This is a genomic window from Bacillus sp. GW823-FHT06B01 (assembly GCF_058952315.1).
In genome coordinates this window covers 1-22674 of sequence record NZ_JBXAHR010000001.1, presented here as the reverse complement: position 1 = coordinate 22674, position 22674 = coordinate 1, and the positions used below count along the sequence as shown (strand labels likewise).

The window sequence follows — 22674 nt, the reverse complement described above, 5'->3', positions numbered from 1 at the left end:
TCAAGAACTGGGTTATGTTCTAGTCTATAAGTTTTCATCAGTGGAAATAGTATCACTTCGGCTGTAAACTTAACACCTTACCTTCTATCCCCTCCGTATTCAATGTAGTCGTATGATACGTTCCATTTACCCAATCATCTATTTGATCATGATACCAATCGCTTCTAAAATGTCCTGATTGTCCTGGCCCTACAATATGATAACCGTTTGACATATCTTTCGTATCAATAACAAATCTCCAAGAAGCTCCGTGATTTACAATACCGTTATCTCCGTAACTCGCTGCTTGAACGGTAACTTGGCTTCCGCCAATTGGAATTGGTTTTTCACGATTAAATGCAAGTAGTGCTAACATACTAGATGATTTTGAGATTGGATGTGTAAAAGCAAGTTGATGGTAATCGCCCCACTTCCACTCCGCAACATTCGGTCCATATTCCTTCTGCAATTTCTTCATTACATTTTCGTACGATGTATGCACAACTTCCGTGAAGCCTCCGTACTTCGTAAACCAAGCGCTATTTTCTCCTGCTACTTCTTTTCGAATCAATTCATCAACAACTTGTGACTTTCCTTCAAATAACTCCATCACATCTTTCGGTATTTCTTTTGAAAATAACGTATTCGAAATCTCTTTCATTAACAAATGGAATATTAATGGTGCTGCTTCATCTTTACTATCGTTAAAATTCCACTTTGTTAATTGTTTTACGCCTTCTTTCTCTACTTCATTTAAAGATGCTTTATTTAACTCTTTTAACAATATAGGAGCAAATTCTTTCCCGTATAAATTTTTTTGATCCATCTGTAACTCTTCTAAATCTTTCACCGTATACTTTTCTTTCTCTTGTAAAAATTCTTGAATACGCATTTGTCTATATGGCTGCGCCCACGTATTACTAATATGGTACGGATAATTATCATCTACAATTTTATTATTCGCAGTTGAAATAAACCCTTGTTTTGGATTTATTACTTTTGGCAGTTGATCATATGGGATATACCCTTCCCATTCATATTCATCTGTCCACCCTGGCACTGGCAAACTCCCGTCACCTTTTTTACGCACTGGTATATTTCCATTCGCTTTATAAGCAATTGTGCCGTCATTTGATGCAAATACAAAGTTTTGAGTTGGAGTATGAAAATCTTGAAGTGCCGTTTCAAACTCATTCCAATCTTTCGCTTTATTCATATTTAATACAGCCTTTAATTCAGCAGAAGGTTCCAAAGCAGTCCACTTCAAAGCGAATACTGTTTTCGTTTTCTCTTTTCCTTTATCCGCAAACTCTGAAATGACTGGACCATGCCTCGTAACCGTCACATTATACGGAATTGTTTTCCCGCCTTTTACTTTAATAGATTCATCAACAACTGTAGCTTTTTCCCATTTATCGTTATATAAAAATTCATTTTCATTATTAGGATTTCGCTTCTCAATATATAAATCTTGCACATCAGGGCCAGTATTCGTAACGCCCCATGCTATTTTGTCATTGTGTCCTAATATAACACCTGGCACACCAGCGAAAATAACGCCACTTACATTTAAATCTTTCGTTTCAAGTTTTGATTGATACCAAATAGAAGGCGTCGCAAGAGATAAATGAGGATCATCCGCTAAGATTGGCTTACCAGACGCACTCTTCTCACCGCTTATGACCCAGTTATTGCTACCATTAAACTCTGGGGGAATGATTGTTTTTGCAAAACTTTGTGCTACGTCCACATTTGTATTCTTCAGTTCAGCTAGCAATCTAGGTGCATCTTTCGGATATGTAGGAAATAGCTCATTTGCTTGCTCTTTCGGCAAATTTTTCAGCGCCCAATATCGAAACGCCTGTCCGTGCCAATGTCCACCTAAATCAAACGCCATATACTTTCCAATCGTTAACGTATCAACAATAGACCATTCAGCAGGCTCATAGCCTAATATAGTAAACTCAACTGGCAATTTCTTTTCCGCTTTCGCCTCACGTATAAAAGCGTTCACTCCATCAGCAAATGACTGCAAGGCATATTTCGCTTCCCCGTCATATTGACTAACAGACGCTTCGGCTGCTCGTCGTAAACCGAGTGTTCGAAACAATTTATCTCGATCAACAGCTGCTTCCCCTACAACTTCACTCAACATCCCAGAAGCTTGCCTTCTACTTAAATCCATTTGAAACAAACGATCTTGCGCTTGTACATACCCTTGCGAAAAATATAAATCATGTGCATTTTCCGCTTTAATATGCGGTACCCCTTTACTATCCCGCTTTACCTGAACAGCATGTTGTAAATCCTCTAGCTTTATCGTCCCATCTATCTTTGGCACAGAACTAAGCGTATATATGTTCAAAAAAATTACTGTACAAATAACTAACAAAAGAACGACACTACTAGACCAAATAAAAATTCTCTTACCTCTAGTTCGCTTCTTCTTTATGACGACTTCCATATAACCCCTCCTTTCTCAAACTATTCGCTTCTATTTAAGGAAGCACCTTTTAGAAAAGTTGAAAAACCCATACTTTCTCATACTATGGATCATACAAACTACATACTGCTCTCTTATGTAAACCTTCTTTTCCTTCAATGAAATCTACTCGTCCTTTCTTATACCAATTCCTTAAAATCCCCTTCACATAAGCAAGCGTTCGCTTATTCTGTTCAAACGCAATTTTAAGTGCCTCTAGTACTGTCTCTCCTGAAACTATTTGTATCCATTCCTTCAATTCCTTCACGATATATGGAGATAGATTACTTATATGTCGTTCGTAAAACTTATAAACTTCACTATGCGACGTATCCTCTTCTATCTCTTCTTCCTTCTCCTCAACAACTTCTTGTAAACTACTATTATCCTCTTCTTTCGGCATACCAAAATGCTGCAATAACAATGGAATCTTCCATTCTTCTTCAAGACATTTACGTAAAAACATACGTATGAACTCTTTATTTTTTACAGTCTTTAATTCACGCAACACACACTTTTCTACATTCGTGTTTACAATAGGGTTGTAGTGTAGCCAATTTATTATGTATAACTCTTTCGTTTCCGCATCGTATAAAATCTTTCCGTATTCAATAAACCTGTTCAACAATTTCTCAACAGTCTCCATACTGTAGCCTGTTTCAAGCTCTGCCACTCGCATCGGTAATACGTAAATTCCACATTGCTTCGTTTTCGTACCAGTTAACAAATATATGTAAAAATAACGCTCCTCTGGCGTTAAATCTAATATGAATTCATCTTGCCAAAAGTTCACCTGCACATTACGGTACACCGCCATATATTTACCTCCCCTTGTATTCATATAAAGTCAGATTTCAACCCTTCAATATACATATAGGGATGCGGGCTTAGTTTTTGCATTTGAATTCTAATTTTTTTTAACTACTTCAACGACGGTTTTATTTTTTCGCGCTTTTTGTTCTTGTAGTTGTTTTTGTTTTGTATTGTTTTTTCTTAGTGATTTATTACTTGGTAGGTGCTTATGAGGGGCTTGGAAGGGGCTTAATAGTGGCTAATATAAAAAGGAGCTGTTCCATTTGAATAGCTCCTTTAAAATCCTTATTACTTTTTCTTGTACCAGTACAAACTACTACATACAATTCATTTATTTCTGCATAGAGTTTAACATCTTCACTAAAAAGGCAGCTGCTTCACCGCGAGTTGTTGTCCCTTTAGGGTTAAACTTGTTATCTCCAACACCAGTAACTACCTGTAAGCTGTATAATCGCTGAACAGGCTGTTTGTATGCGATCAAATGTTGATCTGTAAATGGTAATGTGACTAAATTACCTGTAACACCTTTATACTGTAATGCCTTGTCAATCATAACCGATGCTTCTTCACGAGTGATTGGTGCATTCGGGTCAAAAATACCTCCACCACGACCGCTAATAATTCCTGCACTTGCACTTCGCTTAATACCATTATGAAGTGACGGATGCGCTTTGTTAATGTCTACAAATGACTTATTTCCTTCTGGTAATTGAAGAGCATTTGAAATTAATGCAGCAAACTCAGCTCTCGTTACATTACGATAAGGCGCAAATACACCATTTCCTACTTTGTACCAACCGTTTTTAACTGCTAACACTTTGTAACGGTCACCTTTTGAAGCCTTACGAACAGTTTGATGTTCAAGTCCTGCACCGCTGCGTATGTTTATACCGTCACCATTAACGACTAGCTCCATGCTAGGTTCAGCTGGATTAAATTCATTTGAATCAAATAGCTCGTTTCTTTCATTTTATGTAATTCTTCTGATTCAGAATGTTTATGCTTATATTCTTCCAGAAGAACTTTCTCATTTTCTGATACTTCTGCCTCATTAATTTACATGTAATCTGGAGTTTCTAGATTGAAATTCGAATAACTCAAACCGCTTGTTCCACGTTCCCCTTGTGCAATACTAAGCTGGTCAGTATGAGATTTGTTTATCTCTTCTGCTGATATCGCTAAAGGTGCACTCCCGAACATTACTAAACTTGTTGATAGTGTGATTACTCGTTTTTTAATATTCATTGCTGTATGAAATACCTACACAGTTCATGTAAGCATCCTAACTTCCCCTTATTTTCTCATTCGTGAAAGACTATGAATCTACTATGTATAAAAATATGTTTATTCCGCCTTTTTATAAACACTTCATTTTATCCCCAGCAGGCGAATTATAGTTTCTAGAAAATTCCTTAACAGACATTATTTTATAACCAATTGCAAATGTCGTCAAAAGCACTTACCCTCATACACACTACTCCTTCTCAAAAATAGATTAGGATACTTTTTTACTGATTTTCTTCAATAAGAAGGAACATTATGATTTTTCATAACTACTATGTATCTATTAAATAAATCCTGTTTCTTTGTACTTGTTCTCTTTGAAAATATTAACATTTTTACATTCTTGCGATAATATAGATGTAACTTTTTATATTGAAGGGAGTTTTATTTGGAAAAGATTGCTCATATTGATAGCTGAAATAAAGAAGACCAAAAAATGATGAAGAAAAACGAGAGTACATTCGATATTCATCAGATGGGATATATTTTGAAGAGCTAGAAATAACACCACTAGAATGGCTTGAAAACATAGTTAAACTATTAAAACAAACAGTACAAGTTTATTAGATCATACGTTAAAGGGGATGAACGAATTGTTAGATACGATTGTTTACGATAAAGCGAAGTACCATTATCAAGGTGATTTTCCTGAGGACTTACCAATTGATCAAGCTTTTGTACATACTGGTATGTTTTTAGGATGGATAATTGAACATCATTTATGTAGTCAAGAATTTGAGGAAGAGTCTCAAGACGAAATTAAACAGTTTAAACTTAGACAAATGACTGGCACAGAAATTTATATGAACTGGGATGGCGTTTTAGCAGACGACATGTTAAATGATGAGGGCAACCGATTCGCACAGTACTACTTTAACCATGATGAGGACTGGAAATATATAAATGATTATAGTAATGTTTTTATAAACGAAGAAACTCTCTACCATGTGCAAGATACTTGGGAAAACTATTTCAAATTAAAAGACGTTATTGATAATAGCTATAATTTTTGGAAAGATAACTTACAAAATAAATAATTATAGAAAGTCGATTTCTTATGTTAATAAGGAATCGACTTTCTTATTATCTAATTTGCTGATTAACACCTCACCCAAAAATCATTTTACTAACGATACTATTATCGATACCGAATTATCTATAACGGAACGTTCTGGACGTGATTTCATTAACACTGTTAATCCAATTAAGGACGTGACTAATGTTTGCGCTACTGCTTTAGCGTTCAAATCACTTTGAAGTTCTCCTGATCGAATTCCTTTCGTAATTAATTCTTGAAAAACAACTGCAAGATACATTTGATGTTCTCTAGTCAGTACTTCAAATTTTTCATTATGAGGAGCAAGTTCGACCATTGTGTTAATACAAAAACAACCTTTACTGAACTCTTTTTTATATTCCTCTTCCACTATATTTTCAAAAAACGTCCGAATTGTTCCTTTTACAGATTGTTCGTTTTGAAGTTTTGTTCGTATATTAGCCGCATGTAAATTTGTGTATCTCCTTAATGCTGCTTCAAATAACCCTTCTTTATCACCAAAGGCTGAATATAAACTTGGCTTTTGTATTTCCATTTTAGCAGTTAAATCGCTTAATGAGGTAGCTGCGTATCCCTTCTCCCAAAAGAGTTGCATAGCAGCATCCAAAGCTTTTTCTTCATCAAATTCGCGTAGTCGTGCCATTTAAAACAATCTCCTTTCTACATCTAGTTATTAAGATTACACATCACCATTTGTGTACCAATCAGTATAGTATATATCGTATTAAATTATAAACGATGTGTCAAAAAATCACATTAAACTCAAAATAAACTTGACATATATGTTTCTTCAAGATTATATTTTACTTACAAAATAACATACCGTTCGGTACATTATTTTCGATAATCCAAAAAGGAGCTGATTTTATGAATGGTAAAGAAAAAATGATAACTATTCGAAAACATACTCACACTCAGGTACATTCACCTGTTCATGCAACAATGTCTCGTTATATGACTCTATTATTCGCAATAGCTTGCGGAATGGCTGTGGCAAACATATATTTCGCTCATCCACTACTTGATTCTTTATCAAATGAATTTAAGATTAGTCATTCAACTATCGGTATTGTAATTACTATTACTCAAGTTTGTTATGCATTTGGATTACTTTTATTCGTTCCACTTGGTGACTTATTAAACCAAAAGAAAATAATAATTGTCCAAATGCTTTTATCCGTTTTCGCTTTAATTATAATTGGAGTCGCCCCCTCAACCATCGTACTTTTTATAGGTATGGCCTTAGTAGGAATTCTTGCAACTGTTACGCAAACACTTGTCGCATATGCATCAATTTTAGCTAATCCAGCAGAACGTGGACGCATAGTAGGTTTCGTTACAAGTGGCGTTGTAATAGGTATACTCCTTGCTCGTACATTTGCAGGCATATTAACGGATTTAGCTGGATGGCGGTCCGTTTATCTCACCTCTGCTATCCTTTTACTCTGCGTAACTTTTTTGTTACACCGAAATTTACCTACTCTTGAACATAAAAAAGTGACAACTATGTCTTACCGAAAATTAATATACTCTGTTCTCTTATTATTTATGGAGGAACGACTTTTACGCATTCACGGAATATTAGCATTGCTTATTTTCACTTCATTCAGTATTTTATGGACTTCTTTAGTATTGCCACTAAGTGTTACACCACATAATCTTTCCCATACAGCTATTGGTGCGTTCGGTCTTGCTGGAGTGGCGGGTGCATTAGCTGCTACTAAAGCTGGACAATTAGCTGATAAAGGATTCGGACAAAGAACAACTGGCATAGCCTTATCATTATTAGTACTTTCATGGCTCCTAATTAAATTTATAAACCACTCTCTATTCTTACTAATTTTCGGCATTATCCTTTTAGATTTAGCTGTGCAAGCTGTACATGTCACCAATCAAAGTATACTGTTCACAGTGCGTCCCGAAGCAAGAAGTCGACTCACTGCCAGTTACATGATTTTTTATTCCATCGGTAGTGCAACAGGTGCAATTCTTTCAACAAATACGTATGCAAAATATGGTTGGGATGGAGTATGTATATTAGGTGTATCTGTTAGTGCTTGCGCTCTTTTATTTTGGATAATAACATTACGGCGATCATCACAGCTGAACGAAGAATAATTCATTTATGTTTCATACGTGTTTTTCTACAAGACTATAGAATAGCACTTATTTTTCAATACAAATCAACGGCATTTTCATATAAAAAATGCCGTTGATTCATAATTTCATGATAAGGGACCCTATACTATCGAAATACATCTATTACAAATTCCCTTTAACGTTTTCAACAATCTCATTTATCGTATTCCGATCAAACTTATCACTAATTTCGTATGACTCACGGTCTCCTACTAATTGTACACCTACAATATCATTGCGATCCTTACCATATTGCACTTCAATAATAGATCCACGCTCTATTTGTTTCCAAACGAGACTTGCTTCATCTTTATTATCTAAAATCATACAGTCCTCAATATTTTCATCAATCCCTATTAACTTGTTGCCATCTATAAATCCAACCTCGTATTGTTGACGCTCTTTCGCTTTGCTACTTACTAATATACCTTTGCTACCATATGAGTAATCCATATAATCCTTTTTCTCAGATTGTACCGCTTTCGTCTCTTGTACTTTAGTTTTTTCAGCATTCCCACAGCCCATGATAAGACTAATTGGCATCACCGTAGTTAGTACTACTCTAGTAAATTTCTTTATCATTTATAAGCAACTCCCCATACTTACATTTAAATTCCGTTTATCAATTTATTAAAAAATAACATGATATAAAATAGGCAAAGCCAACGATAAAATATTCGTTGCATTCCCACAATTTAATTAAGGACCAGGCCATTTAAACCTAGTCCTACATAACTTTACCTTTGCTTCACATACTTAATTGTATTGAATGAAGTCTCATTAAATAATCGTAAGTTTTCCCCATCATAATCTTGAACTTTATATGCTATTTTCTTTTTTTGAATTGTATCTTCTACACCGTCTACTAAACGTTTATTGAGATGTAAATAGATTGTAAAAGCTTCCTTATCATATTCCCAAGTTCCTTCAATATAATTCTTTTTATTTGGATACTCACCTTTACCATACGTTTCAAATGTCTTATCACCTTTTAGAATGAGTGACATAATGAAACCGTCTGTTCCTTTGAATCCCCAATTACCGATTAATTCCGTACCATCTTTCACATTCTTCATAACATTATCCGTATTAATTCCAGCTTTCTTATCTAACTCTTTCAAATCTTTCACAGATACTGTACCATCACCGATTTTAATATCCCCTTCAAGATCTTTGAATGCCTTAAGCCAGTAAATATCTCCTTCTTTCACTAACTTTTCGGATTTCTCGATTAACTCTTTATCAGTTTTATCGCCTTTTTCTCTTTTTTCTTTTCGGGTGAATACTTCATTTATTAAAGAAAAAGACTCTCTAAAATAACCAATTGCTTTTTCAAAATCCTTTTGTTGATTTACATACTCTGCAGGGGGATCTATCGACTCGAATTTATCTAACATTTTATTTAATTCTTTCACACTATCTACTACATCTGATTTCTTTTTCTTACCGTCAAAAACCTCTCTCGTAATATTGTTATGCTCCGCAAACAACTTATCAAACTCTACTCCTAATTTATACACTTTATTAGGATAGTCTTCCTTTGAAACTTTTTCTTTCTTACTATTAGACTTCGATTCTTTTACTTTAGACTCTTCCGTTTTCTCCTGTTTAGAAGTGTTCGTTTTCTCAGACACTCCACAACCAAATAACAACATGACCGGAACTGCTACCCCTAGTAGTTTCTTTGCATTCATGACTGATTTCTCCTTCTACTTAAATAGATTACTCTTACTATACCCATCCTCTTTTTTATCTTGTAAATAAAGTTACAATCGCAATAACTCCTAAAATCGGTCCCCAATATTCCATTTTTATAAAAAATAGTGAATGCTTTTTGTTAAACATAACTTTTTCACCAGTTTCGGCATCTATATAAACTTTCCCATTTGGCTTATTAATATATTTTCCTAAATACCAAGACATAACCCCTGATATAATTAACATTACCGCCATTGGCCAACTATGGTCTTGAAAATATGTAGCGTCCCTCGTTATAGATCCAAAGATAACCTTACCCAAAAGAGTATTAATAATTACAATAATTGCGACTAAAAAACCCCAACCAGACCAAATAATCATCTATTTCTCCTCCTAAAGCGTACAACTTTGTACCTTATGTTAATTTGAACTGCAAACGAAAACGTTTAAAAAACTGAATATTCATACGTTAATAATTACATTTAGCTTACATTCGATTCTAACTTTAATGTTCTAAATGCAAATGAACCAGATATAATTTGTAAAATTGTCGGAATAAGTAAAAAGAATAATGACATAAATAACATAACTATAGGAATCACAATCATACAAACTCCATAAACTTTATTATTAACCTTGTTTACTAAACATGATAAAATAAGCAACCCTATTTGAACCGTTAAAATAATAGAGTAATAAGCTAAAAGTTCATAATCAAAACCTTCCATAATATTAAACGCTACAACTATTAATAGTATGGAAATAATAATTCCTATAATGCCTCCAATTAAACCTAGTACGAATTCAAGCGTTCTTTTCAATTCAATCCCCCTTTTATGAACCACTAACAACTTGTATATTTTTCCCATTCACCATCATACCAAATATTTATTGGAAAAACTATACATACTTTTCATTTTTCCTTACCTTACAGTGACCTTCTTACCATTATAGATAGCTTATTGCAGTTACAAAATTAAAACCTTCACAATTACTTACTGAATTGTTATATTGAAAATTATAAATTAAAACGATAGAATTATAGGATTTATTTAATTTAACTACTTCCTTAATTCGAGATAGTATTTTATCATCATATGAACATCCCGTTAATAACATAGAAATGTCATCACTTGCTTCTTCTAACACTTCCTTTTCAATAAAATCCTCATCTACATCAATCATATCTATATTAAAATCAACAAAAAATCTTGCTGGTATAGCATCTCCTTCTTCATCATACGTAACATCCATATATGTATCCAATTGACCTTGCGTTTTCATATTACCTAACCATATTGAAACCATTCCATGTACTTCCATTAATAGCGTCCTCCATTATGAATATATATTCTCATTCAACTTACACTTTACATACTCTGCAATTTCCATCTCCCCTCTTTCAACAGCAAAGGTATAAGCGTCCATTTCTTTCATATTATTACCAGAATATTTTATCGTTATATCTATCCCATTCATAACTAGCAATTTAACAATCTCAAAATGCCCACTATATATAGCAGCAAACAGAGGACTTCGATCCGGCTCACTAGTATCCATTTCAACTTGATGTTTAATAAAGTACTCTGCAATATGTAAATGCCCTTTCGTAGCTGCTCTTTCAAGCGCATTTGTAGAAAAAGTCCCACACTTTGCATGAATATCTATCCCTGAATGGATTAAATACTCTATTATTTCTAAATTCCCATAGGCCGCCGCTACATGTAACCACGTACCAAATGGTGTGACATATTCCAACATCTTAGGCTCTCTCTCAAGTAAATCTTTTAAGGTGTTTAATTGACCACTCTTTATGGAATCTCTAATTCTTTTCGCAAATTGAATCTTATCCATTGTATTTCTCCTTTAATTATTATCTTACAGAACTAACTTTATAACTTATCAACTACTTTACAACTCATGATTTTTATAAAAACCATTTCTTCTTTCCTTTCAGTCAAATAGGATTATTCGGAAATTCATTGTCATACTTATTAATTAGCTCTTTATCATTTTCATCAATTGGTACTTCACCTAAGTATTTATGTTTCCAAATAATCATCTGATCACTAAAACTATATTCTGTATCGAACCAATTTGTATAATCGAAATGCATGTTAAATCCCCCACTATGTTCAAGAGACATTGTAAAGGAATACCAAAGTTCTTGGTGGTTATCTTTGAAAACATTTCTTAATTCATCACTCAATTCAAATAACTTTCTTTTATTCCTTCTAAATTCTATTTTATCAACAGCAAAGTAAAACGGGATTTTCACACTATAATTAAAATCTTCTCTATCTTCAGGTGTATTATAGTAAAAGTAAGTTCCCCCTCCAGTTTCTGATATTTGAGCGTAAAAATAAAATTTCTCCCACTCTGCTGGAATCATTTCATTAACCGTCTCCGCTATCTCTCTATATAATCGATTCAGCTTTTTTTCCAATTAAATTCCTCCTATATGATTTTTACCGCCCGCTTTTGCTATATTATACCATTTTCCAGATTATCTCCGGCTTCATTTTATTCAACAATAAGATCAAATTTTGATAAACTTTAGAAAGTAGACATACCTCCAAAATACAATTAGTATTAACATTGAGAAGTATGAAAGACTGAAAAATATAAACTAGATAATTACACTTAAAAAGATTTTTATATTAAGGAAGGAAGTGCACAGCTATGGATTTTAAAACAGTTATGCAAGAACTTGAAGCTCTAGGTAAGGAACGAACGAAAAAAATATACATATCTAACGGCGCCCACGAGCCAGTTTTTGGCGTAGCTACAGGTGCCATGAAACCAATCGCTAAAAAAATAAAATTAAATCAAGAATTAGCTGAAGAACTTTATGCCACAGGCAACTACGATGCTATGTACTTTGCAGGTATTATCGCAGATCCAAAAGCTATGAGTGAATCTGATTTTAATCGTTGGATGGATGGGGCGTATTTTTATATGCTATCTGATTATGTAGTAGCAGTAACTTTATCGGAGTCAAATATTGCACAAGATGTTGCTGATCAATGGATTGCAAGTGGGGACGAGCTTAGAATGTCTGCGGGCTGGAGTTGCTACTGCTGGCTTTTAGGAAATCGCAAAGACAATGAATTTTCCGAAACTAAAATTTCCGATATGCTTGAAATGGTGAAAAATACGATCCATGATTCGCCAGAACGAACAAAATCTGCTATGAATAATTTCCTAAACACCGTGGCAATTTCATATGTACCACTACACGAAAAAGCAGTCGAGACTGCAAAAGAAGTTGGTATAGTTGAAGTCAAACGTGCTAATAAAAAAAGCAGTTTGTTACATGCTACAGAGAGTATTCAGAAAGAACTTGATAGAGGAAGACTAGGTTTCAAACGTAAGTATGTAAGATGTTAAACAGATTCGTATCTAGGTGTCAATTCGAGAAAGGTTGACACCTTTTTCATTCAGGTTATATATCCCCTAACTTATATTAAAAAATAATATCCTGATAACCTACTTCCATTACCTTTTCATTTAATAAACGAACTCCTACACCATTTTCTATATCCCACGTACAATTAAATGTAATTCCAACCTCTCGTCCTTCCGTAATATCTGCATACGGAACAACAATACCATCTAAACTGATCATCTCTAGTATTTGATCAGTTGTTTCAACTAATGGATAATTTTCTTGCACTCTAATATCATATCCTAATTCACATCGCCTTTGTTTGTAATAGTCTAATATAGACTGTAATAAACTTATTTGTACCTCTTCCCAATTTTTTATTAATGATTGATACGCTGCATACTGCTCTTCATCAAACATCCCATCTTCTTCACCATCTATCATCAAATCAATCTCAGTTACATTGCCTATAAAAGTTATAGGCATACATTTAGCCCAAGCATAATTATATTCAATCTCTCCAAAAACTGAATCGTTTACTCTCATTTACCCGTCATTCCTCTCACACTTATTACTAAGGTATCCCTACCTATTGTTAACTTCCATCAACACTTAACACTTGAAATACTCTTTCAAAAACACATAAAACGTTGGCCAACTCTCCTTTAATTCTCCATTTAAAAGTAATTCATCTCCACCTTCAAAATTTACTGAGTAAACTTTATCAGTTACACTATCAAGTACCAATGCAGCATTCGCTGTCATTTCCGTTAAAACTAAATACTTATTAGGAAATCCTAGTTCCTGTCGAGCAATAATTGTGTAGTATTCAATATTATTCTCTTCATCTATAATATCAAGTAATTCATAAGGAACGTGCTCGTCCCAAAATGGTCCTGCAAATCGATGATAAAACTCTCTAAATGTATTAGACACTTCTACACCTAACCTATTTATTACTTCATTCACCTGATCTTTATCTTCTCGTTTATATATATCTTCTTCCAAAACTTCTTCTAAACAATTTGGCAAAGCTTGCATTCGTATCCCTCCTTTATAAGGTTTATCCATGTATTTATGAAATAAATTAGCAGCTCCGTACAAACTACCTGTATGGCATAGAACCAATAAATGTAACCTCTAAACCATCAAACATATCTTCGCTTTTCGCTTCATTATATTTAAAATCATAAAAAACAATAGCAAAGTTAATATCGCTCGCTAAACTATCTCCATTTATTAGCTTTTTTATTTTAGGAATAATTCGTTCACTATAAGAAAAATCACTTAAAATATGTTCAACGTCCCTTTTATTATTCTCATAAAAACAAATTTCAATATTATCTTCATCATAATAACCGAATTCAAAGCTCGTCCCAAACTTTGAATGAATTGAATCACCATCTATCGTGTAATCTATATCGACATACTCTTCAAGATTTTGGAGTGATTTAGAAATTCCAAACCAAACTGAAACCATTCCACTATATTCCACTTTCCCACCCCATCTAGCCGGTCTATAATTCATATAAACATTCTTCACTTTACTATTTTTGTAACCTCAAACTAGAAATTAACTCATTTAAACTATTCGAAACCTCTGTAAACGACCCGCGTTCAAATTCCTCAAATTGAGTCTTTCCACTTACATTATTTAAAACAACTAGTGAACCATTTCCTTCTACCCTTATCTAGTCCCTTAATAACTCGTGATTAAGTCTTCGCCCTCATATCTAGGGTCTTTCTCAACTTTACCATCTTTTGTTTTGATGACTTTTAGTCTACCTAACCACTCTGCTCCGTTATATGTCTCTTCACTTACCCATACATTATGCTTTTTACCGTCTACCTCAACTACTAATGTGGGGTGTGTAAATATGAATTCCTCCTCTACATGCCTACCTACTATTTCTGCATGTAATGATGTACCTTCTTCAACTAGTTTACTATTCTGATACCCTTCGATAATAGGTAATCCAATAAATACAAAGAATATCAGTCCAAATACGATTACTTTCTTCTTTTTACTCCATTTATTCTTTTCTTTCAATTCCTTCTGTCTCGCTTCTCTTTCTTCGCGTTCATCCAAACTTTCATTTAAAGCATCTTCCCACGCCTTAATTTCTGCTTCGATTTCCGCTTCGGCTCTTGCTAGTTTTTCTAGTTGTTCATCGGTTGCTACCATCTCATATGAGTTATCTCCAACCACACGAATTTCAGCACCATTTTCTTTTACTTTCCGCAAGTCTTTCTCTGTACAATCAAACTCTCGAATAATTTCCCCTTGTGTGTTTACAAGTTTAACGTAAATGTTTTTTTTCTCCTTCTTCTTAAACATCTGAACTCCCCCTTTATTTGTCTCCTATCATAGATAACCCTACTGCAATTAAGAGAAAGAAAACGATAATAAGGAAAGTCTTCCCTTTGCTTACTTGTGTTGTACAACCCTCCAAGACAGCCCATATAAGAATTGGGAAAAGAAGACTACCAAGGAGAATGTCAACCAACTTGTTACTACTCTTCTTTAGTGGTTTTTCTTCTTCTACTATCGGTTTTATCTGAACAGCTTCTTTTCTTATTTGTTTCGGCTTCTTTTTCTTGCGTCTATGATTCACCCAACATACCCCTTTTAGAATAACTTTTTACAACTATAAAAATACCGGAATATCCCCTTTTCACTTCCACTTATTCATATAAGCTCTCAATTTCAATACACCAAAAAGAACCCTTTTCCATACACTTATCATCAATTTTTTTCAATTCTTCCTTCAACCAACTTATTGTACACCCTGGTATATTATTATCGATAAAGGCATCCTCACCATTTATCTCTACTGCCTTATCAATCATTTTTGAGTATACTAATAAGCATGCTGCAAATTGTTGTATAGAAGAATTCATAAACACTTCTTTATACGCATCACTATTATTTAGAAATACTATTTTTTCTTGTTTTTCAATTATACAAATTGGATCTCCAGAACTTGTTGTTCCTAAATACCAATATTTTCGAAACTCTTCTGGCATATGAAATACATTTATAATAGACCTTACGAAAGACTGAGATGAAGTAAATTCTAAATATGGTGGCGGTGTTTCCGGTAAGCCTCCTATAGACAAAAATCGTTTCACTTCAGCTGAAAAGTTTTTGTTTATTAATTCTTTTTCAGGAAATGTAATGAGTGGGCCATCTTTATTAACATCCCATTTCTCCCGAAAATCCTCTGGTAGTATCATTTTTTCACCTTCTTAATGTGTTTATATCTTTTAAGATTTAATTGGGCTACTAATTGTTTTTTTACTTTTCCACATAAAAAAATACCTTCTATTAAAGCTTTCCGTTAAAGTAAAAATCACTCCTTAACAGTATGCCATAGAATGTTTTATATTCATCACATATATCGTTTTCTTATACGACTACATGTCCATAAAAATACTTTTTACCAATCTTCCATTCTTTCTTTGTTAGAACATCAATATATGACATCAACTCTCTATTTTTTTCATTTGTTATTATCGTATCGTATTGAATAGGACATTTGATTCCACTCCAAATTGATAAAACGGAAGGTATAGTAACAACATTATAAGTAGTTCGATCTCTTAAAGAACTCATAACTTCCGAAACTAACTCCTTTGCCAAATCTCCAGGAAAAGATAGTCTATTACGATAATAGTATTCTTGCGTATCGTTATTTTCGATAAAACCAAAATAAGCTTCATTAAATTCTTCTAACGATACTTCATAATACTCGTCCTCCATTCCAAGCATCCATGAAAGTTCATTTCTTATAGCTTTTTCAACAAAGGTATCTTCCCACTCTTCTAGTAACGCTAAAAGATATGGTACTACATGATACGAAAGAGTTTCACCAGCACTTACTACAAAATTATGAACTCCATCCTCTGAAGCACTTGAAAGGAATTTCAAATTATTCGTTTCTAATAAATCATCGTGAGTAGCTACTGAACAAAATAGTCTAGTGCATAAATGCAAAACAAGCTCATTTCCAGTACTATTCATAAGTTCAATTAGTAACCCCTTTACGGAGAAATCACCTAACTTTAACAATTCGTTAATTAAAATAAAGCATTCTGTCTCTGTTGTACTATCCCTTAAGTTAGACTTAAGAGTTTCAATTGTATGATTAGAAACTTCTCCATACCAAATATCTTTTTTTAGATGCTCTAAATCCATCGTTCTCCCGCCTTTTATTACTGCTTACATTTATACGAACCATTTCATATTAATAATATTATTAATCATGTAACTTATTTAAAAACTCCGTAAAATTATTAGCAATATAGAATACATTTTCTCTCGCTACTTCCTCTGCTTCCTCAGCCGTAATCCCTTCACTTTCCATCAATGTTTCCTTTTCCCATGCCCCCTCATGTTCCCAAAAGACGACAATTGGATCTTCTTCATGATTTTTATAATCAAAACAAATTAAATTTCCTGCTGGATCAAATGCGAATGGCACCAATTCATTTGGCAGAGTAGAAATATACTGGTTATATACTTTAACGATATATTCACTACTATCTACATCATAAGAAAGTAAAGTTCCAAATACCTTTGTTATCGTATCTATTTCAAATTTATAAGGTAATACAGCTGAACCATTATTATTTGTAGCACATTCTACATAGTCACTTGGAAATATATACCCTATCTCTTTTCCCACATTGTTTATATATTCTGCTGAAACTGGCTCATCCGGTACTGGCCATGTTAAGTCATTTCTCATTTAACTTCACCTCCTAACAAATCACATCACGTTTATCCAAAATAACTAATTGCATCATCAACCAACCATGCAAGTCGTATGTCTTCTTTTGTAATCGTTTCATTGTTATGTAAGTCTTTCCACGCAATCAAATCAATTGACGCAGTCCATAAAATGTTGTCACCGCCTTTTGATGCACCGATTCCTAATGCCCCTGTGACAGCTGCTATTTCAATTACATTTTCTGAGAATCTATTTTCAAATCTACTTATTTCACTTGATTTACTCAATTTCGAATACATTCCTTTCATCACCCACAGGCATAAGTACTTTGTGAGTTTTCCTGTTTTATTATAATTGGTCATGGTAAAGCCTATATAGAATTATAGCTATAATTCTATATAGGCTTTTTTTTCACCTGGAATTTTAAATTTATTTACATCATATTCTTTAATTATATATACTTTTATAGCTTCAAAATCTTTACCAAATGCAAGAGATGGATTTTTTAAGAAATATATTATTTCTTCCTCGTCATAAATTCGGGCTTTAATTATTTCTTTGTCCGAGTGAAACGATAAATTGACTCCTTTGTAAAAATATTCGTAGTATCCCTCTTCATCCTGCTCACTCTTATCTTCAAAAGGAATAGATTCAATATGATATATATTCCCATTTACATTTATTGATTTCATACAGCATCACTCCATTTTCAAGAATATTCATAAGAAATCAAATAGTCTCTGTCAATCATACCAAAAATAAGGGATTTACTTTTAGAATTTATAAAAAATATATAGGATTAAATTTAAATCTTTATATTTTTTTTCTTATTACTTCATTATCTCTGTACAATTGTGTAATGTGTCACAGAAGTAGACATATTGCAATGAGTTGCAGTGAAGGGGAATATCCCTTGCGAATATAAAATAAGAAGATCCATCTAGAAAGACTATCTAGTTCGATCTTCTTTTATTGAATTTTTAATTAATGCATTTTTACCCTTAAAATAATATAATCAACGGGTGGATTATTATTTACACCCTCAAAACTGGGTCTAATTTTAAAGTCAAATTCATTTGTTATATTTTTCAATGAATAAAGGTTTGTTCTATCTACACTTGTACGGGGGAGCAATATATCCGAAAACGTAAAACGCATGAAGAATATGTTGCGGAACTATTAGAAAAACGTGGATACGATATGCCGCAGAGGTTTTAGAAGTTCATGGCGATAATATCGAAGTTATAGGAACATACAAAGGCGCTAGAAATACCACAGAACACAAATGTAACTCATGTAAAAATATATGGGAGGCAGCACCAACAAATATTTTAAAAGGAAAGGGAGAGAAACATTATGTCAAAGTTATTACGTGAATTATCTAAATCGGATAGTGAGGCCCTACGTTACGAAGCACTAGAACAGTTGAAAGTTACTTCAGGTAAAATTGTTGCTTGTGATCCTCTTATTTTTAATAAAAATCACTTCGAACAAACAATTCAGCCCGGTACATATCCAATTGTTGCTTGGTGGCATAAGGAAGATGGAGTCATTGCTGGTGCTGAATTGAAATTGTCGGAGTCAAAAGCGGTAGGATGGAAGATGGCAACAAAACCAGGACAAAATGTCAGTGAACTGGAAGACGGATATATTTTTGGTTACCCAGTTGATACAGGCTTAGGGTGCTTCGCAGATGTTGAAGCAATTGATAAGTTAGAAGAAATAGAAGATAGGTTACAACAAGAACTAGGAGAAGAATTTACTAGTTTGTATGATGATCTTATAGATGACATACTAACAGAACATGATGAAGATTGGGGAAATTACGTGGTGTGTGAGGAAACAGGAAGTAATATTATTATATTCCGTTCAGGTTATGGAGATGGATTTTATCCTTCCTATTGGGGAATTGATGAAGCAGGAAAAATCGTTTCACTTGTTACTGATTTTCAAGTGCTACATGAGGAAAATTGAGGACAACATCAATAATGATATAAGAGTCAATATTTTTTCTTTTACAGCGTCAAATATTCCTCGTCCAATATTTGTAAATAACCCGTGGGATAATCTCCTTATGTACTACTGGTTCTGATAAATAGGGTTATATTCTTAAGTGAATATAACCCTTCATTAATTCTAGTTGTTTATTAACAGTTTTTTATTTAAATAATTTATTAACTCTATACATAATGGTTGATTTTAGGGTTACTAGTGCACTGTTTTACAGTTCCCCCAATGAGTAAGAGTAAATTTCTCATTTGACTCAAATACATCCAAAAGACGCCCCAGTATCTCTTCTTCATTAAAAGATACTGTTGGATACATTGTAATAAAGAAAAAATCAGGTTTCATGTAAATTCTCCCTTCAATATATAATTTTAACATTTAACTACATATTTTCTGTTATTTTCACATATTTTTTCTGATTTTTAAATTCACTACTCAATCGCCTAATGAACTAACAGATCCCCTTAGTTATTTTTCATTTTGCACAGTATGTATTAATTACGCACAAATAAAAAAACTACAGTCTAAAAGTATATCACTGTAGATTCTTACATTTACTCTTCTTGATAACGTACTATATCATAGGGATAATGTGGTGTCTCTTTCAAAACTGCATTATCTTAAGTTTATTTATAGTACTTAATGCACCTTTCTTGGAAAGGGATTCTATCATCAAACAGCACTTCTTCTTGCAGAAACTTTATTATATCCTCTATTTTCGCAATGAATAATGCGAAAAAATCGCCCGAATTAGGATATGAAAATAGTCCATACCCCTTTGGTGACAGTATTTTGTTGGCCAATTCAATCTTTTCAGGTAAATAATCATAGTTAAATGCTTCTAATTTCTCGAGTTCTTCTTGTGTCGCTAATTCAATTTGGTTTGTAAATTCGTAATCAAGCATAAAGTTGACAATTTTTTGATATTGCTCACCTTTATAGTCAACGTATAAAAACAGTTTCGTCATCAAACCATATTTTAATAGATTTTCATGTAAGCCATAACCTCCTTGCTCCTTCAAAAACGTTTCCAAACCCTCGCTATCAGGAAATATACTCTGCGCTATACCTTGATTATGCATATTAGCTTCCTCCTTTTTTATTAAAATAATTCTCCATGCTTGTTAGGAATATATTCCGGATAGTTTTTACGATAAAATTGATCAATCATCTGAAGCACAGGATCCCATTCAGGATATGGCTCACGTTCCCCAAATACCATTCTCGCTTCTGGAGTATTCATCAGAAAATTATCAATTTGAGTAGGTACTGGCAACCTTAGTTGTTTCCTTACATGAATTAAAAATAAGATTTCAACAGGATAAAACCCGTATCTGAAATCGCCAAATTCACCTAGTTGTCCGATTTCAGAAACTAATGCAGAATGATACTGAGCCATTATTGAAATTAGATGTTCTATTTCTTCTAAATCATCAGTCGCCCAACGTCCCAACACTTCATCATACATGTTAAGGTCTTCAGGAATTAAATCGCATCGCAGCTTAGCTTCCTTAAACTTATTTTTCACGATTAAGTGCAATTTTTGATTTGTTCCCATGATGGTTTTATTTTTATACTGCAAGTACAGCTCTAGCAAAAACCAAATATGTCTATTCTCTTCATTAGCATCTATTAAATGTCCACAGAAGTGATGAACCATAAAATCATATAATATATTCTCTTCTTTCTCCCATCCATACATTGCAAAATGAACTATTGTGAGGGCGACTTCTCTAAACGTATATCCCAAAATCATCTTTGGATACCTGATTGTATAGAGATCCTGTCCCATGCACTGGTAAAATAAGACTTTCTGCATGTTCTTTAATCCTTCTACATTGTTTCCATCGTTTATCAATACATCGTTTTTCCATAGTGACAAGTGATATGAGAAAATTTTGCTTAAATTTATTAATAAGATGTGATCTTTCTCTGTTTCATTTTGCTCAACAATTTTCTCAATCTTATTTTTACTGACATTATACTTATCTTTAACATCTTCAAATTTGATTCCATCCACAAAATTTTTGCTATATCTTTTAAAAGCCATTTCTAACTTTTTTTGATTCATAACTGCATCCTTCCTATGAATACATCTATTTCCTTCTTTAACCTTTCCCCTTAATTCACTCTCACCTTCAACGAACTCATATATTTCTATACAATTTGTATTATCTATTCATTCATATAACTTATCACCAGACACACTTTTCTGTTCAATCCAAATCTCGCATTTACATATTGCATCTCTTTCAGTAAATTAAAGCAATAGAAACTATCTTTAGTTTTTCCTCTTCTCTTATTTTTTCCCACAACTGTTTGCTAAGTGAACATGTTCATTAAAAATGTTGTTGTTAATTTGTTTTTCATATTTTTTTAATTCTTCATTGATTTTACTGCCGGTTTTACTTTCAAAACTTTTCTCTAATTCTGCTGCTATATCTCTTAGACTTGTTTGTAATTCATGAAATGCCCCTATGTTTTTTTGAAGAGCATATGTATCTTCTTTTATAATGTCTATTGATTTAAACCCTACTTCTGTTTTTAACATCATACGCTGCATTTCTCTTTCAATCTGTTTTTTAGCAGCTTGTAACTCCTCAACAACCTGATCCGCTAAATCTCCTGTAACACTTTCGATTTGCTTTTCTATCTTTTTAATTTCCTCCATAAAACCCATCATATAATTCTCTCCTTATCTAAACTGAAAATTCCCCGCTAATTGATTATCTTTATCCCTAAGTGAATTTGCTGCATCACTAATTTCGTCCCCAAATCTACTTAAACTTTTTTGTTCTTTTCTTAAAAGATGAATTAATTCTTCTGCCATGTATACATCGTGAAAATAGTCATTTCCACCTTCTTTCGTTTTGGCAATTCGTGAGATGGCTTCATCTATTTCATAGGCTTCTAATAGATGATATTTCCCACCTGGCCCTGTTTCATATTTTAATTGACTTTTCAACTTTTGAACCGCTTCAGCCTCTCTTCTTTGAAACTCTTCTATATTTTTTGCTATATCTGATAATCGATTACTGAGCATTTGAATTTTTTGTGCTTGTCTTATAATATCTTCAGGTTCTAATTTTAATAT

Annotated in this window: 27 protein-coding genes and 4 pseudogenes; 4 read left to right on the top strand and 27 right to left on the bottom strand. The window is 33.3% G+C overall.

Annotated features, from left to right (window positions below; all coding sequences use genetic code 11):
* Positions 1 to 52: 52 nt before the first annotated feature.
* From AC1Q8N_RS00155 to AC1Q8N_RS00145, 3 genes and pseudogenes are all read right to left on the bottom strand, one after another.
* Entirely contained in the window at positions 53 to 2443 is a 2391-nt protein-coding gene (locus AC1Q8N_RS00155; protein ID WP_098123316.1) for a penicillin acylase family protein, read from the bottom strand.
* 82 nt (positions 2444 to 2525) lie between these two features.
* Positions 2526 to 3278 carry a DnaD domain-containing protein gene (locus AC1Q8N_RS00150; RefSeq protein WP_048544746.1) on the bottom strand — a complete coding sequence of 251 codons (753 nt, stop codon included), beginning with the start codon at positions 3276 to 3278 and terminating at the stop codon, positions 2526 to 2528.
* Between the two features lie 327 nt (positions 3279 to 3605).
* Positions 3606 to 4519, bottom strand: a pseudogene (locus AC1Q8N_RS00145) (S-layer homology domain-containing protein).
* 632 nt (positions 4520 to 5151) lie between these two features.
* Between AC1Q8N_RS00145 and AC1Q8N_RS00140 the strand changes: the two are divergent.
* Complete coding sequence (locus tag AC1Q8N_RS00140; RefSeq protein ID WP_048544744.1) at positions 5152 to 5595, top strand: DUF7832 domain-containing protein; 444 nt, start codon at positions 5152 to 5154, stop codon at positions 5593 to 5595.
* Positions 5596 to 5676: 81 nt separating this feature from the next.
* Here AC1Q8N_RS00140 and AC1Q8N_RS00135 read toward each other — a convergent pair whose 3' ends face one another.
* The gene (locus AC1Q8N_RS00135) at positions 5677 to 6258 is read right to left on the bottom strand and encodes a TetR/AcrR family transcriptional regulator (RefSeq protein ID WP_048544741.1); all 582 of its coding nucleotides are present in this window, start codon (positions 6256 to 6258) and stop codon (positions 5677 to 5679) included.
* A gap of 224 nt (positions 6259 to 6482) precedes the next feature.
* Between AC1Q8N_RS00135 and AC1Q8N_RS00130 the strand changes: the two genes are divergently transcribed.
* Entirely contained in the window at positions 6483 to 7733 is a 1251-nt protein-coding gene (locus AC1Q8N_RS00130; RefSeq protein WP_098123315.1) for an MFS transporter, read from the top strand.
* Between the two features lie 144 nt (positions 7734 to 7877).
* Here AC1Q8N_RS00130 and AC1Q8N_RS00125 read toward each other — a convergent pair whose 3' ends face one another.
* The 7 genes from AC1Q8N_RS00125 to AC1Q8N_RS00095 form a co-directional block, all read right to left on the bottom strand.
* Positions 7878 to 8336: a hypothetical protein gene (locus AC1Q8N_RS00125; protein WP_048544736.1), complete on the bottom strand. Its 459-nt coding sequence runs from the start codon at positions 8334 to 8336 to the stop codon at positions 7878 to 7880.
* A 155-nt stretch (positions 8337 to 8491) separates the two neighbouring features.
* On the bottom strand, positions 8492 to 9448 hold the full coding sequence (locus tag AC1Q8N_RS00120; RefSeq protein ID WP_000992215.1) for a DUF3994 domain-containing protein: 957 nt from the start codon (positions 9446 to 9448) through the stop codon (positions 8492 to 8494).
* Positions 9449 to 9503: 55 nt separating this feature from the next.
* Positions 9504 to 9833, bottom strand: a complete 330-nt coding sequence (locus AC1Q8N_RS00115; RefSeq protein ID WP_048544735.1) for a hypothetical protein — start codon at positions 9831 to 9833, stop codon at positions 9504 to 9506.
* Between the two features lie 101 nt (positions 9834 to 9934).
* Positions 9935 to 10273 (bottom strand): DUF4064 domain-containing protein, encoded by a 339-nt coding sequence (locus AC1Q8N_RS00110; protein WP_048544733.1) that lies wholly within the window; start codon positions 10271 to 10273, stop codon positions 9935 to 9937.
* A 127-nt stretch (positions 10274 to 10400) separates the two neighbouring features.
* On the bottom strand, positions 10401 to 10775 hold the full coding sequence (locus AC1Q8N_RS00105; RefSeq protein ID WP_098079557.1) for an immunity 22 family protein: 375 nt from the start codon (positions 10773 to 10775) through the stop codon (positions 10401 to 10403).
* 15 nt (positions 10776 to 10790) lie between these two features.
* On the bottom strand, positions 10791 to 11306 hold the full coding sequence (locus tag AC1Q8N_RS00100; protein ID WP_088081043.1) for an ankyrin repeat domain-containing protein: 516 nt from the start codon (positions 11304 to 11306) through the stop codon (positions 10791 to 10793).
* 103 nt (positions 11307 to 11409) lie between these two features.
* Entirely contained in the window at positions 11410 to 11898 is a 489-nt protein-coding gene (locus tag AC1Q8N_RS00095) for an antitoxin YezG family protein (RefSeq protein WP_088081042.1), read from the bottom strand.
* A gap of 236 nt (positions 11899 to 12134) precedes the next feature.
* Between AC1Q8N_RS00095 and AC1Q8N_RS00090 the strand changes: the two genes are divergently transcribed.
* Positions 12135 to 12842 carry a DNA alkylation repair protein gene (locus tag AC1Q8N_RS00090; protein WP_493520981.1) on the top strand — a complete coding sequence of 236 codons (708 nt, stop codon included), beginning with the start codon at positions 12135 to 12137 and terminating at the stop codon, positions 12840 to 12842.
* Positions 12843 to 12918: 76 nt separating this feature from the next.
* On the opposite strand, the gene AC1Q8N_RS00085 is transcribed toward AC1Q8N_RS00090, so the two are convergent.
* The 11 genes and pseudogenes from AC1Q8N_RS00085 to AC1Q8N_RS00035 all read right to left on the bottom strand — a co-directional run bounded on the left by AC1Q8N_RS00085 (position 12919) and on the right by AC1Q8N_RS00035 (position 18265).
* Positions 12919 to 13386, bottom strand: a complete 468-nt coding sequence (locus AC1Q8N_RS00085) for a DUF6985 domain-containing protein (RefSeq protein WP_048544729.1) — start codon at positions 13384 to 13386, stop codon at positions 12919 to 12921.
* A 66-nt stretch (positions 13387 to 13452) separates the two neighbouring features.
* The gene (locus tag AC1Q8N_RS00080; RefSeq protein ID WP_048544727.1) at positions 13453 to 13881 is read right to left on the bottom strand and encodes an SMI1/KNR4 family protein; all 429 of its coding nucleotides are present in this window, start codon (positions 13879 to 13881) and stop codon (positions 13453 to 13455) included.
* A 64-nt stretch (positions 13882 to 13945) separates the two neighbouring features.
* Positions 13946 to 14368: an immunity 22 family protein gene (locus AC1Q8N_RS00075; RefSeq protein ID WP_493520980.1), complete on the bottom strand. Its 423-nt coding sequence runs from the start codon at positions 14366 to 14368 to the stop codon at positions 13946 to 13948.
* A gap of 19 nt (positions 14369 to 14387) precedes the next feature.
* A pseudogene (locus AC1Q8N_RS00070) lies at positions 14388 to 14531 on the bottom strand (SecY-interacting protein Syd); the annotation flags it as partial.
* Between the two features lie 8 nt (positions 14532 to 14539).
* Positions 14540 to 15178: a hypothetical protein gene (locus AC1Q8N_RS00065; RefSeq protein ID WP_493520979.1), complete on the bottom strand. Its 639-nt coding sequence runs from the start codon at positions 15176 to 15178 to the stop codon at positions 14540 to 14542.
* A 13-nt stretch (positions 15179 to 15191) separates the two neighbouring features.
* On the bottom strand, positions 15192 to 15455 hold the full coding sequence (locus AC1Q8N_RS00060; RefSeq protein WP_098079549.1) for a hypothetical protein: 264 nt from the start codon (positions 15453 to 15455) through the stop codon (positions 15192 to 15194).
* Between the two features lie 70 nt (positions 15456 to 15525).
* A complete protein-coding gene (locus AC1Q8N_RS00055; protein WP_088081039.1) occupies positions 15526 to 16077 on the bottom strand; it encodes an SUKH-4 family immunity protein in 552 nt (183 codons plus the stop codon).
* 172 nt (positions 16078 to 16249) lie between these two features.
* A complete protein-coding gene (imm47, locus tag AC1Q8N_RS00050; protein WP_098069136.1) occupies positions 16250 to 17038 on the bottom strand; it encodes an Imm47 family immunity protein in 789 nt (262 codons plus the stop codon).
* A gap of 61 nt (positions 17039 to 17099) precedes the next feature.
* Positions 17100 to 17591, bottom strand: coding sequence for an SMI1/KNR4 family protein (locus tag AC1Q8N_RS00045; protein WP_048544716.1), 492 nt, complete (start codon positions 17589 to 17591; stop codon positions 17100 to 17102).
* Between the two features lie 50 nt (positions 17592 to 17641).
* Positions 17642 to 17881 (bottom strand): annotated as a pseudogene (locus tag AC1Q8N_RS00040) (DUF7021 domain-containing protein); the annotation flags it as partial.
* A 78-nt stretch (positions 17882 to 17959) separates the two neighbouring features.
* Entirely contained in the window at positions 17960 to 18265 is a 306-nt protein-coding gene (locus AC1Q8N_RS00035) for a hypothetical protein (RefSeq protein ID WP_048544712.1), read from the bottom strand.
* A 664-nt stretch (positions 18266 to 18929) separates the two neighbouring features.
* Here AC1Q8N_RS00035 and AC1Q8N_RS00030 point away from each other — a divergent pair.
* Positions 18930 to 19547, top strand: a complete 618-nt coding sequence (locus tag AC1Q8N_RS00030) for a DUF4241 domain-containing protein (protein WP_048544710.1) — start codon at positions 18930 to 18932, stop codon at positions 19545 to 19547.
* 234 nt (positions 19548 to 19781) lie between these two features.
* On the opposite strand, the gene AC1Q8N_RS00025 is transcribed toward AC1Q8N_RS00030, so the two are convergent.
* From AC1Q8N_RS00025 to AC1Q8N_RS00005, 5 genes and pseudogenes are all read right to left on the bottom strand, one after another.
* Positions 19782 to 19925: a hypothetical protein gene (locus AC1Q8N_RS00025; protein WP_176519580.1), complete on the bottom strand. Its 144-nt coding sequence runs from the start codon at positions 19923 to 19925 to the stop codon at positions 19782 to 19784.
* 281 nt (positions 19926 to 20206) lie between these two features.
* Positions 20207 to 20662, bottom strand: a complete 456-nt coding sequence (locus AC1Q8N_RS00020; RefSeq protein ID WP_098079547.1) for a DUF6630 family protein — start codon at positions 20660 to 20662, stop codon at positions 20207 to 20209.
* A 20-nt stretch (positions 20663 to 20682) separates the two neighbouring features.
* On the bottom strand, positions 20683 to 21651 hold the full coding sequence (locus AC1Q8N_RS00015; protein ID WP_098079544.1) for a hypothetical protein: 969 nt from the start codon (positions 21649 to 21651) through the stop codon (positions 20683 to 20685).
* Between the two features lie 228 nt (positions 21652 to 21879).
* On the bottom strand, positions 21880 to 22263 hold the full coding sequence (locus AC1Q8N_RS00010; RefSeq protein WP_048544701.1) for a hypothetical protein: 384 nt from the start codon (positions 22261 to 22263) through the stop codon (positions 21880 to 21882).
* A gap of 12 nt (positions 22264 to 22275) precedes the next feature.
* Positions 22276 to 22674 (bottom strand): annotated as a pseudogene (locus tag AC1Q8N_RS00005) (cytoplasmic protein); the annotation flags it as partial.